The 12,936-nt window shown below is 63.9% G+C and carries 11 protein-coding genes; 3 read left to right on the forward strand and 8 right to left on the reverse strand.

What is annotated here, in order from left to right; translation table 11 throughout:
* Nucleotides 1-9: 9 nt before the first annotated feature.
* The 3 genes from ACNFIC_RS09220 to ACNFIC_RS09230 form a co-directional block, all read right to left on the reverse strand.
* A complete protein-coding gene (locus ACNFIC_RS09220) occupies nucleotides 10-1,497 on the reverse strand; it encodes a YifB family Mg chelatase-like AAA ATPase (RefSeq protein WP_416780852.1) in 1,488 nt (495 codons plus the stop codon).
* 161 nt (nucleotides 1,498-1,658) lie between these two features.
* Complete coding sequence (gene mgtA / locus ACNFIC_RS09225; RefSeq protein ID WP_416780853.1) at nucleotides 1,659-4,349, reverse strand: magnesium-translocating P-type ATPase; 2,691 nt, start codon at nucleotides 4,347-4,349, stop codon at nucleotides 1,659-1,661.
* Between the two features lie 955 nt (nucleotides 4,350-5,304).
* Complete coding sequence (locus ACNFIC_RS09230) at nucleotides 5,305-5,568, reverse strand: accessory factor UbiK family protein (RefSeq protein ID WP_138220616.1); 264 nt, start codon at nucleotides 5,566-5,568, stop codon at nucleotides 5,305-5,307.
* A 406-nt stretch (nucleotides 5,569-5,974) separates the two neighbouring features.
* Between ACNFIC_RS09230 and glnK the strand changes: the two genes are divergently transcribed.
* The 3 genes from glnK to sutA all read left to right on the forward strand — a co-directional run bounded on the left by glnK (nucleotide 5,975) and on the right by sutA (nucleotide 8,458).
* A complete protein-coding gene (gene glnK, locus ACNFIC_RS09235) occupies nucleotides 5,975-6,313 on the forward strand; it encodes a P-II family nitrogen regulator (protein WP_002555808.1) in 339 nt (112 codons plus the stop codon).
* Nucleotides 6,314-6,362: 49 nt separating this feature from the next.
* Complete coding sequence (locus ACNFIC_RS09240; RefSeq protein ID WP_138220615.1) at nucleotides 6,363-7,697, forward strand: ammonium transporter; 1,335 nt, start codon at nucleotides 6,363-6,365, stop codon at nucleotides 7,695-7,697.
* Between the two features lie 431 nt (nucleotides 7,698-8,128).
* On the forward strand, nucleotides 8,129-8,458 hold the full coding sequence (gene sutA, locus ACNFIC_RS09245; protein WP_138220614.1) for a transcriptional regulator SutA: 330 nt from the start codon (nucleotides 8,129-8,131) through the stop codon (nucleotides 8,456-8,458).
* Nucleotides 8,459-8,542: 84 nt separating this feature from the next.
* Here sutA and ACNFIC_RS09250 read toward each other — a convergent pair whose 3' ends face one another.
* Genes ACNFIC_RS09250 through lysA form a run of 5 tightly spaced genes read right to left on the reverse strand, consistent with a single transcriptional unit; the run spans nucleotide 8,543 to nucleotide 12,928 of the window.
* Entirely contained in the window at nucleotides 8,543-9,238 is a 696-nt protein-coding gene (locus ACNFIC_RS09250) for an HAD family hydrolase (RefSeq protein WP_138220613.1), read from the reverse strand.
* Entirely contained in the window at nucleotides 9,235-10,134 is a 900-nt protein-coding gene (gene xerC, locus ACNFIC_RS09255; protein ID WP_138220612.1) for a tyrosine recombinase XerC, read from the reverse strand. The genes ACNFIC_RS09250 and xerC overlap by 4 nt, the downstream gene beginning before the upstream one ends.
* On the reverse strand, nucleotides 10,134-10,832 hold the full coding sequence (locus ACNFIC_RS09260; RefSeq protein ID WP_138220611.1) for a DUF484 family protein: 699 nt from the start codon (nucleotides 10,830-10,832) through the stop codon (nucleotides 10,134-10,136). Before ACNFIC_RS09260 ends, xerC begins: the two co-directional genes overlap by 1 nt.
* Nucleotides 10,833-10,845: 13 nt before the next feature.
* Entirely contained in the window at nucleotides 10,846-11,676 is an 831-nt protein-coding gene (gene dapF / locus ACNFIC_RS09265; RefSeq protein WP_416780854.1) for a diaminopimelate epimerase, read from the reverse strand.
* A gap of 4 nt (nucleotides 11,677-11,680) precedes the next feature.
* On the reverse strand, nucleotides 11,681-12,928 hold the full coding sequence (lysA, locus tag ACNFIC_RS09270; protein ID WP_138220609.1) for a diaminopimelate decarboxylase: 1,248 nt from the start codon (nucleotides 12,926-12,928) through the stop codon (nucleotides 11,681-11,683).
* Nucleotides 12,929-12,936 lie beyond the last annotated feature (8 nt).

Genomic DNA, 12,936 nt, shown 5'->3' on the forward strand with positions numbered 1-12,936 from the left:
CGCTCAGCCTCAAGCCCCTGGCCGATACTGTAATGCTTCGGCCAGATGCGCCCTGTCGATAGCCTTGACCTGCGCCAGATCGGCCAGGGTCCGCGCAACCTTGAGCAAACGGTGCGCTGCGCGCAACGACAGGGTCAGCCGTTCGCAGGCGTTTTCCAGCCAGGTCTGGTCCGCTGGCGTCAGCGCGCAGTGACGGCGCAACCCCCGGAGATCGAGAAAGGCATTGGCGCAGCCCTGGCGGCGTTGTTGGTGTTCGCGCGCTTGGGCCACCACCTGGGCAACGCTGGCGCTGGTTTCGCCGCTAGGCTGGTTGTGCAGCACGGTGTTTTCGCGGGCCACGGTCAGGTGCAGGTCGATACGGTCGAGCAACGGGCCGGAGAGTTTGTTGCGGTAGCGCTGGATCTGCTCGGGGCTGCAACGGCAGCGGCCCGTGGGGTCGCCGAAATAGCCGCAGGGGCAGGGATTCATTGCAGCCACGAGCTGGAAGCGTGCGGGAAAGCGCACCCGATCACGCGCCCTGGCCACCACGATTTCACCTGACTCCAAAGGCTCGCGCAGCACCTCCAGCACGCGGCGTTCGAACTCTGGCAACTCGTCGAGAAACAGCACGCCATGGTGGGCGAGGGTGATTTCGCCGGGTTGCGGGCGACTGCCACCGCCGACCAGTGCGGGGCCGGAGGCGGAGTGATGGGGGTGCCTGAATGGGCGCTGCGGCCAGTTGTCGAGCGGCGCGTGGCCGCTGACCGAACGAATCGCCGCCACTTCCAGGGCTTCGCGCTCGTCCAGCGGCGGCAGCAGGCCGGGCAGGCGGCTGGCGAGCAGGGTCTTGCCGGTGCCTGGAGGGCCGGTGAACAGCAGGTTGTGCGCTCCGGCCGCAGCCACCAACAGCGCGCGCTTGGCGGCCACCTGGCCTTGCACTTCGCTCAGGTCGGGGTAGGGGCGTTGCTCCAGCAACAGGCCATTGGCCGCATACGGCGCCAGCGGCAATTGCCCGCTCAGGTGCGCCACCAGTTCTTGCAGATGGCCCACGGCGTACACCACCAACCCGCTGGCCAAGCTGGCCTCCTCGGCGTTTTCCCGTGGCACCACCAGCGCCCGCCCGGCATCGCGCGCCGCCAGTGCGGCGGGTAGTACGCCCTGCACGGGGCGCAACGCACCGGACAACGCCAGCTCGCCCAGGCATTCGATGTCGTCTAGTGTGGCCACCGGCACCTGACCGTTAGCCGCGAGGATGCCCAAGGCAATCGCCAGGTCGTAGCGCCCACCGTCCTTGGGCAGGTCGGCGGGGGCGAGGTTCTGGGTGATGCGCCGGGCGGGGTAGTCCAGCCCGGCGTTGACGATGGCGCTGCGCACCCGGTCCTTGCTTTCCTTGACTGTGGCCTCGGGCAAGCCAACCAGGGTGAGTGAGGGCAGGCCGTTGGCCAGGTGGGTTTCGACGCTGACAGCGGGGGCCAGCACACCGACCTGGGCGCGGCTGTGAACGAGGGCAAGGGACATGGGCACTCCGGGGTTTGCCAGAAAAAAGCCGCATCCTGCGGCTTGGCGAAGCGTAGTTGGCCGGTGTGGCACGCCGCCTGAAAAAGTGCATCGAGGTTTTGCCGGTGATCGGATCGGCAGCGCGGCGGCATCCCTGCACGCCTGCTGCAACGAGCGCTAGGTCAGAACCACTGGCCGAACCGGCGGATGTACAGGGTCTTCATGCCTTGGGCCACCAGGCAGTACCCCAGCAAGGTGGCGGCCAGCCAAGGGAAGTAGTCCCACGGCAGTGGCACCAGTCCGACCATCGCCCCCAGCGGCGAGAACGGGATGTAGATGCCCAGGCACATCACCAGCCCCGTGGCGAGAATCACCGGCAGCGCGGCAGTGCTCTGGAAGAACGGTACCTTGCGGGTGCGCAGCATATGCACCACCAGCGTCTGCGACAGCAGCCCCTCGATGAACCAGCCAGACTGGAACAGCGCCTGCATTTCCACGCTGTTGGCAGCGAAGACGTACCACATCAGGGCGAAGGTGGTGATGTCGAAGATCGACGAGGTGGGCCCGATCCACAGCATGAAGCGGCCAATGTTGCGAGCGTCCCATTTGCGCGGTGCGCGCAGGAATTCCTTGTCCAGGCGGTCCCAGGGCAGCGACAGCTGGGAGAAGTCGTACATCAGGTTTTGCAGCAGCAGGTGGATCGCCAACATCGGCATGAACGGGATGAACGCGCTGGCCACCAGCACCGAGAACACGTTGCCGAAGTTCGAGCTGGCGGTCATGCACAGGTACTTCATGATGTTGCCGAAGGTTTCGCGGCCTTTGAGCACGCCTTCTTCGAGCACCATCAGGCTTTTTTCCAGCAGGATGATGTCGGCTGACTCCTTGGCGATGTCGGTGCCGCTGTCCACCGAAATACCCACGTCGGCATCACGCAGGGCCGGGGCGTCGTTGATGCCGTCGCCGAGGAAACCGACGGTATGACCATTGGCTTGCAGTGCTTTGAGCACCCGCGATTTTTGCAGCGGCGTGAGTTTGGCGAACACCGTGCGCTGTTCGACCTGCGCGCGCAGTTGGCTGTCGTCCAGGTGCTCGATGTCCTGGCCGAGCAAGGCCTCGCCGGGCTCCAGGCCCACCTCGCGGCAGACCTTGCAGGTGACCACCGGGTTGTCTCCGGTGAGCACTTTCACCGTCACGCCCATCTCGCGCAGGGCTGCGATGGCGGGGCCTGCGGTTTCCTTGGGCGGGTCGAGGAAGGTCAGCAGGCCACGGATCACCAGCTCACGTTCATCATCTGTGTGGTACTGCGTCTTGCGTTGCTGGGTGGGGATTTCCCGGGTGCCCACCAGCAACACGCGGAAACCATCCTGGTTGTAGCGGCTGGCGGTTGCCAGCAGCTGCTGGCGCCCGGCCTCGTCCAGTGGCAGGCGCTGGCCGTCCTGTTCGAGGTGCGTGGCGATGGCGAGCATTTCCTCGACCGCGCCTTTGCTCACCAACAGGTGCGTGCCCAGGGCATCCTTGACGATCACCGACAGGCGGCGGCGGACGAAGTCGAAGGGCAGCTCGTCCACCTTGGTGTAGGCATGTGGCGGCTGGAACTCGGGGTTTTCGCCGGCAAAGCGCAGCACGGCCTGGTCCATGAGGTTTTTCACGCCGCTCTGGTGGTGGCTGTTGAGCCAGGCCAGCGCCAGCAGGTGCGTAGAGCTGCGGCCACTGGGGTCGACATGGTGTTCGAGGATGATGCGGTCCTGGGTCAGGGTGCCGGTCTTGTCGGTGCACAGCACGTCCATCGAGCCGAAGTTCTGGATGGCATTCAGGCGCTTGACCACCACTTTACGCCGGGCCATGGCGATGGCGCCTTTGGCCAGGTTGGCGCTGACGATCATGGGCAACATCTCCGGGGTCAGGCCCACGGCCACCGCCAGGGCGAACAGGAAGGCATCGCCCCAATCACCTTTGACCACGCCATTGAGCACGAACACCACCGGCACCATCACCAGCATGAAGCGAATCAACAGGCTGCTGACACTGTTCACCCCTCGGTCGAAGGCTGTTTGGCTGCGCGAGCTGGCGAGGGCTTTGGCCAGCGTGCCGAAGTAGGTGCGCTTGCCGGTCGCCACCACCACGGCGCGGGCGCGCCCACTCACCACGTTGGTGCCCATGAAGCCGATGTTGGGTAGGTCCAGCAGGTTGCCGGAGTCGCTGGCCGGCTCGGCGGCGGACTTCTGCGCGACGTGGCCGAGGGTGTCGTACTTTTCCACCGGCAGCGCTTCGCCGGTAAGTACGGCCTGGCTGATGAACAGGTCGCGGGACTCGATCAGGCGGATGTCGGCGGGGATCATGTCGCCGGCAGCCAGTTGCACGATGTCACCGGCCACCAGTTCGCTCATCGGTACTTCACGCAGGCGGGCAGGTTGATCGTGGCTGTCGCGCCGCAGTACGGTCGCGGTGGTACGGACCATCGCCTTGAGCGCTTCGGCGGCCTTGCCCGAGCGGTATTCCTGCCAGAAACGCAGCAGGCCGCTGAGGCTGACCATGCTCAGGATGATGATCACCTTGGTGAGGTCGAGATCGTCCCGTTGGCCCGCTTGCAAAGGTAGCCAGTAGTCGGTCACGAAACTGATGGCGGCGAGCGTCAGCAGTACATAGATGAAGGGATTGTGCAGCGCCAGCAGCAGTTGCACCCAGGCAGGCTTGGGTTTGTCGTGGGCGATCTGATTGGCACCGTCGCGTTGCAGGCGCTTGGCGGCATCATACTCGGTCAGGCCGTGTTCGCTGGCGTCGAGGTTGGCGAAGGTGACGGCAAGTCCGTTACGTGCTTCGCGGGCAGCGTAGGTTTCGCGAGTTTGGGTGTTGCGGTCTTTTACGGTCATTGGCTGTGCTCCTGCCGCAGGAGGCGGCACGACACACAGCCGGCTCACGCGGGGGCGGGTGAGTACGCGAGTGTCGGGCCGCAATCGTTCGATCGGTGGTCTTGTCCAAATGTCCGGCGGTTTTCAGTTCGCTGGCGAGTGCCGGTCTTATTATCGGCAGCGAACGTTCTACTGGCTGATTCCATGATGTTTTCGAGCGCTCTGTAAATGTTTAGATAATAAGAGTCCGCGAACTTTATTGTTTAAAGTTCGGGGTTTGTTACATACGTCAGCAAGTTTCAGTAATGACCGCGCCTGTCAGCCAAAGCAGAGCAGGGCGCGCTATCGACTTGGAGGTTCCCGGCTGTCGTCGACCTGCCAGTGCAGGTGCAAGCGGCCGTGGCTGGAGGGCGCCAGCCAGGTGACGCGTAGTCGTGGGCCACGCGTAATAGGCTGATCTATGGGGCGCGAAGCCGCGTGGGCAGGCGCGTGCAGCGGACCCAAGTGAGTCTGCAGGCGATGGCGGATGAAGGTGATGAGGTTCATGAGCTTGCCTCCGACCGGGCTGGCACCCGGTGTGGCAAGCTACGGCGGAGCATCAGGCTCTGGCGCGGCTTGCCCGACCTGGGAGGCGGGCCCGGAGTTCCGGTTCAGATGCCTGGCAGCCAAGGGCGGCCAGGCAGCGACTAGATACTGTGTCCATTGAATTCTTCGTGAGTTGAAATAAGCGCCCGTTTTCGGGGCGGGTGAACTTTATTGAAAGCATAGCGGGTAAGTCAACCCATAATCGGGCATTAACAAAGTTTCATTTTTTATGGGGTAACTTATATGTAGGAAATTTCATGTAAGTCTTCTCCCCTAGACCGGGGGACTTGGCTATCAGCCTACGGCCCCGTCTTGGCTGCGCCGTGCTGACGGTGCATGTGAAGGCCGGGCGTGCCCCGGCGTTCATCGGGAACATGGTGTGTCGCGAGGGTTAATCCGCAGCGGGCGGTGCCATCCGTGCTTCCAGCTCGGCCACCTGCTTCTCCAACGCTTCGAGGCGCGCACGGGTACGGGCCAATACGACCATCTGGCTATCGAATTCGTCGCGGCTGACCAGGTCCAGCTTGCTGAAGGCGCCCTGCATCAACACCTTGAACTGGCTTTCGAGTTCGGCGCGGGGTTGTGCAGTGTCGCTGCTGAACAGGCGCGAGGCCTGGTCGCTCAGGGCATCGAGAAAGGCTTTGGGCGCGAGCATGTTGGCTATCCGCTGATCACTGAAAGGGCGGGAGTGTAGCACGGCCCCTGTATCCCCTTGTGTTGCACACTTTTTGCGCAGGGCTGCTGCCTGTAACGCACCGATTTTGTGCGTCGCGCGCCTGCTGGCGACTGGCCAATCCCGACTGTTTCGTGCAACTACCTGTTTTTAAGGGGTTTCTCGGACCTGGCAAGGTTTCTGCAACGACCTGATCGAGCCGTGCACTGATGCAGTCCGTTGAGAACATGCAGTGCGCAGGCCCAGCCATGAGGTCCTTCGTCACAGCCGCAACGTGTCTCGGCGGGGAGGATGGAGCCGACGATGCGTTACAAAGCCAGGCGCTGCGCTTAGACTTGAGACGGGTTTGTTTTCCTGGGGCAAGTCCACCAAATCGGGAGAGAGTTTCATGAAGCTAGTCACTGCCATCATCAAGCCGTTCAAGCTGGACGACGTGCGCGAATCGCTGTCGGAAATCGGCGTGCAGGGCATCACCGTGACCGAGGTCAAGGGCTTCGGCCGGCAAAAGGGTCACACCGAGCTGTACCGCGGCGCCGAATACGTGGTCGATTTCCTGCCCAAGGTGAAGATCGATGTCGCCATCGACGACAAGGACCTTGATCGGGTAATCGAAGCCATCACCAAGGCAGCCAACACCGGCAAGATTGGTGACGGCAAGATCTTCGTGGTCAATCTGGAGCAGGCGATCCGCATCCGTACCGGCGAAACCGATACCGACGCGATCTAAGCGCCAACAAAAAAGCCTCACCAAACCCAACGCCCCAGGAGAAAACAACATGACTCTGCGCAAGATCGCAGGGCTAGGAGCCCTATTGTCCCTCGTAATGCCAGGGTTGGCACTGGCCGAGGAAGCTGCTGCCCCGGCGCTGAACTCCGGTGACACCGCATGGATGCTCACCGCCACGGCGCTGGTGCTGTTCATGACCATTCCCGGCCTTGCGCTGTTCTACGGCGGCATGGTGCGTTCGAAGAACGTCCTGTCGGTGATGATGCAGTGCTTCGCCATCACCGGCGTGATGAGCATCCTGTGGGTGGTGTTCGGCTACAGCCTGGCCTTCGATACCACCGGTATGGAAAAAGGCGTACTCAACTTCAATTCCTTCGTCGGCGGCCTGTCCAAGGCATTCCTGAGCGGCGTGACGCCCAGCAGCCTGACGTCGGCTACCGCGCTGTTCCCCGAGGCGGTATTCATCACCTTCCAGATGACCTTCGCGATCATCACCCCGGCGCTGATCGTCGGTGCCTTCGCCGAACGCATGAAGTTCTCGGCGATGCTGATCTTCATGACCGTGTGGTTCACCCTGGTCTATGCGCCCATCGCGCACATGGTCTGGAGCGGTGACGGCGCGCTGATGTGGGACTGGGGCGTACTGGACTTCGCGGGTGGCACTGTGGTGCACATCAACGCCGGTATCGCAGGTCTGATCTGCTGCCTGGTGCTGGGCAAGCGCAAAGGCTACCCAACCACCCCGATGGCCCCGCACAACCTGGGCTACACCCTGATCGGCGCGGCCATGCTGTGGATCGGCTGGTTCGGTTTCAACGCAGGTTCCGCCGCCGCAGCCAACGGCACCGCCGGCATGGCCATGCTGGTGACCCAGATCGCCACCGCCGCCGCCGCACTGGGCTGGATGTTCGCCGAGTGGATCGGCCACGGCAAACCGAGCGCACTGGGCATCGCCTCGGGTGTGGTCGCAGGTCTGGTGGCCATCACCCCTGCTGCCGGCACTGTGGGCCCGATGGGTGCGCTGGTGATCGGTCTGGCGTCGGGCGTGATCTGCTACTTCTGCGCCACCAGCCTCAAGCGCAAGCTGGGCTATGACGATTCTCTCGACGCCTTCGGCGTGCACGGCATCGGCGGTATCGTCGGCGCGCTGCTCACCGGCGTGTTCGCAGCACCGGCCCTGGGCGGCTTCGGTGCGGTCACCGACATCGGTGCGCAGTTCTGGATCCAGGCCAAGGGTGTGATCTTCACCGTGGTCTACACCGCCATCGTCACCTACGTGATCCTCAAGGTCCTGGACATGGTGATGGGGCTGCGTGTCAGCGAAGAAGAAGAGTCGGTCGGCCTCGACCTTGCTCAGCACAACGAGCGCGGCTACAACCTGTAACCGCCACGCAAAAAAACTTGCCCGGCTTGCCGGGCATTTTTTTGTCTGTAAATTGCCGCTTCAGGCCGGGCAAACGGTTTCGTGGTGGTGTTCGCGACGTGGGTACAAAACTTACAACCCCTAGTGCATTTCTGGTGCTTTGCTTTTTCTCCGAGCGCGCTAGAATGCGCGCCGAAGGGTGCTGCACGCGCAGCCCACACACTTTGTCACCCTTTGCTAGGCTTGCTAGTAGCCTGTGGCCAGCAAGGGTCAAAACGATTTCGTCAGGGCCTGCCAGGAGCAGGGCCTGCAGGGTGCCGGGCCTCCCATCAGGAGGCGGACACCCAAGGCAGTGGCCAACCCACGGCCAGTTGAATTTTCACCGATAGCCGCCGGTCTACGGCTGCACCGGTCTATAACTAACCTGCTTTTCGCAAGTCATGAGGTAGAACATGAGCGACGACGATCTGGAAAACGACGACCTGGAAGTAGGCGACGAAGACGAGGGCGATGAAGGCCTTGAAGCGGCAACTGATGACGTCGCGGAAGATTCCGGCGATGACGACAGCAGCCCGGCGCCTGCCGCCAAGGGCAAGTCCAAGGCGGCCGTCTCGGTAGACGAGATGCCGAGCATGGAAGCCAAGCAGAAGGAACGCGATGCCCTGGCCAAGGCCATGGAAGAGTTCCTGGCCCGCGGTGGCAAGGTTCAGGAAGTGGAGGCCAACGTGGTCGCCGATCCGCCCAAGAAGCCGGACAACAAGTACGGCAGCCGCCCTATCTGAGTGGTTGAGTGCAGAAAAGCCCGCCGTCGCTGCGGGCTTTTTTGTGCGTGCTGGTTACGCCGCGGTGGGCATGCCTCGGAGGCTTCAGCGCCAGCGCGCGAGGACCTCGGGCAACTGCGACAGTTGCTGGATCTCGGCATCCGGCGCCTGCTCGCCCGCCCAGGCCGCGCCGCGCGGGTTGAACCACACCGCGCGCAGCCCGGCGCGCTGGGCCCCGGCGATGTCGTCGCCCGGATGATCGCCAATGTGCACCGCCTCGCTGGCAGGCGCCTCTCCACGCTTCAACGCCTCCAGGAACGGCGCCGGGTCCGGCTTGCCGATGCCCAGGTCCTCGGCACACAGGGCGAAGCGGAAGTAGTCCGCCAGGCCAAGCCTGCGCACATCGGCATTGCCGTTGGTGACCACACCCAGGGTGTAGTGCTGGCGCAGGGCTTCCAGCATCGGTTGGACCTCGGGGAATACCTGCACCTGATGACGTGCATGCAGGAATACCTCGAAGCCCTCGTCGGCCAGCGCCAGTGCCTGTTTCTCACTGTATCCGACCTCTTCGAGGGCATGGAACAGCACCCGTCGGCGCAGCGCGCTGATACGGTGCTTGAGGGCGGGCTCGGCCTGTACCAGGCGCTCGCGTATGGCGAACAGGTGTTCGACCGGCACGCCACCCAACATTGGCGCGTTGGCGTGCAGCCAGTCACGCAGGACGACTTCGGCACTGGCGATCACCGGTGCGGTATCCCACAGGGTATCGTCGAGGTCAAAGGTGATCAGCTTGATGCTCATGAGTCTGTGCCTTTGCTGCGTTTGGCCCTTGGGTGGGCGCTGTCGTACACGGCGGCCAGATGCTGGAAGTCCAGGTGGGTGTAGATTTGCGTAGTGCTGATGTCGGCATGCCCGAGCATCTCCTGCACTGCGCGCAGGTCCTGGGACGATTCCAGCAGGTGGCTGGCGAAGGAATGGCGGAGCATGTGTGGGTGAAGATGCTGGCCTAGCTCGCGCTCGCCGGCTGTCTTGACCCGTAACTGGATGGCCCGTGGGCTCAGGCGCTTGCCTTGGCGGGTGATGAACACTGCCGCATCCTGTGGGTTGCCGATACCGCGCAGGCGCAGCCAGGCGTGCAGGGCCTCGCGGGCTTTGCGCCCGACTGGCAGGACGCGGCTCTTGCCGCCCTTGCCGAGCACTTGTACCAGGCCTGCGGCAAGGTCCAGCTGTTCCAGGTCCAGCCCGGTAAGCTCCGACAGGCGCAGGCCCGAGGAATAGAACAGTTCGAGGATGGCCTGGTCGCGGCGGGCGATGAAGTCGTCATCCACGCCACCGTCCAGCAGTTGCAGGGCGCGGTCGGTGTCCAGCACCTTGGGCAGGCGCCGCTCGCCCTTGGGCGGCGACAGGCCATTGGCCGGATCGTGCTGGCACAGGCCTTCGCGGTTGAGGTAGCGGTACAGGCCGCGTACCGCCGAGAGCAGGCGTGCCAGGCTACGCGAGGACTGGCCGTGGTGATGCTGGCGGGCGACCAGTTGGCGCAACTGCTGGACCTGCAACGCGCCCCAGCCGGCGATGCCTTGGCTGTTGCAGTATTCGATAACCTTTTCCAGGTCGCGGCGGTAGCCTTGCAGCGTATGGTCGGACACCTGGCGCTCGTTGCGCAGGTGCGCGCAATAAGCCTCCAGCTGGCGCTCCATCAGCGAACCGGGCGCAGCGTGTGGGTGAAGCGCGGTACTACACGGCCGAGCACTTCGGCGATATAGCTGAGAAACAGGGTGCCGACGCTGCTCTTGTAATGCTGAGGGTCGCGGCTGCCGATCGCCAATACGCCGTGCAGGCCTTGGTATTCGAGGGTGGCCACGGCGCTGGAGCCGACCTCCTTGTGCTGCTCGCCCCCGAACAGGAACGCCAGTTCGTGTTCGCGCAGGCTGCCGCTGACAGTCTTGCCGCCGCCGATCAAGCCCCCGATGGCCTGCTGCGCCTCCGCCCCGGAGACCCAGCGCCCTACCGGTGCGGCATTGTCGCCAAACAGGATCAGGCTGACGAAGGGCACCTGGAACTCCTGGCGCAGGCTGTCTTCGACTGCCATGACCACTTCTTCCAGGCTGCTCGCGTCCAGCAGGTCGAGGATCAGCCGGCGGGTCTTGTCGAATAGCCGGTCGTTGTCGCGCGCCACATCCATCAGTTGCGACAGGCGATGGCGCATCTCGATATTGCGGTCACGCAGCAGCTTGAGCTGGCGCTCCACCAGCGACACGCTGTCGCCGCGCTGGTGGGGAATGCGCTGCTCGATCAGCAGCTCGTCATGCTCGGCGAAGAACGTGGGGTGGGCGCGCAGATAGGCAACCACCGCGTCGGCATCGAGCTGGGGTGCAACCTTGGGCTGATCGGTCATGACGGATACTCGCTTAGAGACGAACCTGTCCTTCGAAGACGCGTACGGCCGGGCCGGTCATCAGTACCGGTTCGCCAGGGCCACCCCACTCGATGTGCAGGCGTCCGCCTGGTAGGTCGAGGGTGACCGGCGAATCCATCCAGCCCTGGGCGATGGCCGCGACTGCGGCAGCGCAGGCGCCCGTACCGCAGGCCTGTGTTTCCCCTGCACCGCGTTCCCACACTCGCAGATTGGCGCGGTGGCGGTCGATGACCTGGATGAAGCCGGCATTGACCCGCTGTGGGAAGCGCGGATGGTGCTCGATCTTCGGCCCCAGTTCATGCACCGGCGCGCTGCGGATGTCGTCCACGCGCAGCACCGAATGCGGATTGCCCATGGACACCGCCGCGATCGGGTAGATCTTGCCGTCGACTTCGAGCGGGTAACTCGGCGCTTGCGCGTCGGCCACGAACGGGATGTCGGCCGGCTCGAAGCGCGGTGGGCCCATGTCGACGCAGATCTGCCCGTCGTTGCGCACGTCGAGTTCGATGATGCCGCCCTTGGTTTCGACGCGGATGCGCTTCTTGGCAGTCAGGCGTTTGTCCAGCACGAAGCGGGCGAAGCAGCGTGCCCCGTTGCCGCACTGCTCGACTTCCGAGCCATCGGCGTTGAAGATCCGGTAGCGGAAGTCCACGTCCGGGTTGCTCGGGGCCTCGACGATCAGCAACTGGTCGAAGCCGATGCCGGTATTGCGGTCACCCCATTGCTTGGCGTGCTTGGGTTGGATGTGGGCATGCTGGCTGATCAGGTCGAGGACCATGAAGTCGTTGCCCAGCCCGTGCATCTTGGTAAAGCGCAGCAGCATAAGTTCACTCCGGCAGCAGGCTTTCGCCGGCGAACAGTTCGGCAATTGTCTCGCGGCGGCGGACTTCGAAGGCCTGGTCGCCATCGACCAGCACTTCGGCGCAGCGGCCACGGGTGTTGTAGTTCGAACTCATGACGAAACCATAGGCGCCGGCGGACTGCACTGCCAGCAGATCGCCTTCGGCCAGGTTCAGCACGCGCTCCTTGCCCAGGAAGTCACCGGTCTCGCAGATTGGGCCGACCAGATCGTAGCTGCGGCCTTCGCCTTCGCGTGGCTTGACCGCGCTGACGCCCATCCAGGCCTGGTACAGGGCCGGGCGGATCAGGTCGTTCATCGCCGCATCGATGATGGCGAAATCCTTGTGTTCGGTGTGCTTGAGGTATTCGACGCGGGTCAGCAGCACGCCGCCGTTGGCGACGATGTAGCGGCCCGGTTCGAACACCAAGGCCAGGTCGCGCTCGCCCACGCGTGCGCGGATCGCCTCGATGTAGTCAGCCAGACGCGGTGGCTGCTCGTCGCGATAGCGCACGCCGACGCCGCCGCCCAGGTCGAGGTGACGCAGGTGGATGCCGCACTCGGCCAGGCGGTCGACCAGCACCAGCAGGCGATCCAGCGCATCGAGGAACGGCGCGACGGTGGTCAGTTGCGAGCCGATGTGGCAGTCGACACCGACCACGTCCAGGTTCGGCAGCTGTGCGGCACGCACGTAGATAGCTTCGGCGTCGGCAATGGCGATGCCGAACTTGTTCTCTTTGAGGCCGGTGGAAATGTACGGGTGGGTACCGGCATCGACGTCGGGGTTCACCCGCAGCGAGACCGGGGCAACCTTGCCCATCTCGGCGGCCACCTGTTGCAGGCGTTCGAGTTCGTCGGTGGACTCGACATTGAAGCAGTGCACGCCGACTTCCAGCGCGCGGCGCATGTCCTCGCGAGTCTTGCCTACACCGGAGAACACCACGCGGTCGGCGCGCCCGCCGGCGGCCAGTACCCGCTCCAGCTCACCACCGGAGACGATGTCGAAACCTGCACCCAAGCGCGCCAGCAGGTTCAGTACGCCCAGGTTGGAGTTGGCCTTGACCGCGAAGCAGACCAGATGCTCGGTGCCTTGCAGGGCATCGGTGTAGCTGCGGTACTGGGCCTCGATATGGGCGCGCGAATACACATAGGTGGGCGTGCCGAAGCGTTCGGCAATGGCCGACAGCGACACCCCTTCGGCGAACAGTTCACCGTCGCGGTAGTTGAATGCGTCCATGGGATTTC

This window comes from Pseudomonas sp. NY15463, assembly GCF_048068415.1.
In the GTDB taxonomy this organism is placed as follows: Bacteria; Pseudomonadota; Gammaproteobacteria; order Pseudomonadales; family Pseudomonadaceae; genus Aquipseudomonas; species Aquipseudomonas mosselii_C.

Coding starts and splice junctions, on each gene's coding strand:
- ACNFIC_RS09230 (WP_138220616.1), bottom strand. CDS start 5,568: ATGCTCGCGCCCAAAGCCTTTCTCGATGCCCTGAGCGACCAGGCCTCG.
- ACNFIC_RS09240 (WP_138220615.1), top strand. CDS start 6,363: ATGACTCTGCGCAAGATCGCAGGGCTAGGAGCCCTATTGTCCCTCGTA.
- mgtA (WP_416780853.1), bottom strand. CDS start 4,349: ATGACCGTAAAAGACCGCAACACCCAAACTCGCGAAACCTACGCTGCC.
- glnK (WP_002555808.1), top strand. CDS start 5,975: ATGAAGCTAGTCACTGCCATCATCAAGCCGTTCAAGCTGGACGACGTG.
- sutA (WP_138220614.1), top strand. CDS start 8,129: ATGAGCGACGACGATCTGGAAAACGACGACCTGGAAGTAGGCGACGAA.
- ACNFIC_RS09220 (WP_416780852.1), bottom strand. CDS start 1,497: ATGTCCCTTGCCCTCGTTCACAGCCGCGCCCAGGTCGGTGTGCTGGCC.
- ACNFIC_RS09260 (WP_138220611.1), bottom strand. CDS start 10,832: ATGACCGATCAGCCCAAGGTTGCACCCCAGCTCGATGCCGACGCGGTG.
- dapF (WP_416780854.1), bottom strand. CDS start 11,676: ATGCTGCTGCGCTTTACCAAGATGCACGGGCTGGGCAACGACTTCATG.
- ACNFIC_RS09250 (WP_138220613.1), bottom strand. CDS start 9,238: ATGAGCATCAAGCTGATCACCTTTGACCTCGACGATACCCTGTGGGAT.
- xerC (WP_138220612.1), bottom strand. CDS start 10,134: ATGGAGCGCCAGCTGGAGGCTTATTGCGCGCACCTGCGCAACGAGCGC.
- lysA (WP_138220609.1), bottom strand. CDS start 12,928: ATGGACGCATTCAACTACCGCGACGGTGAACTGTTCGCCGAAGGGGTG.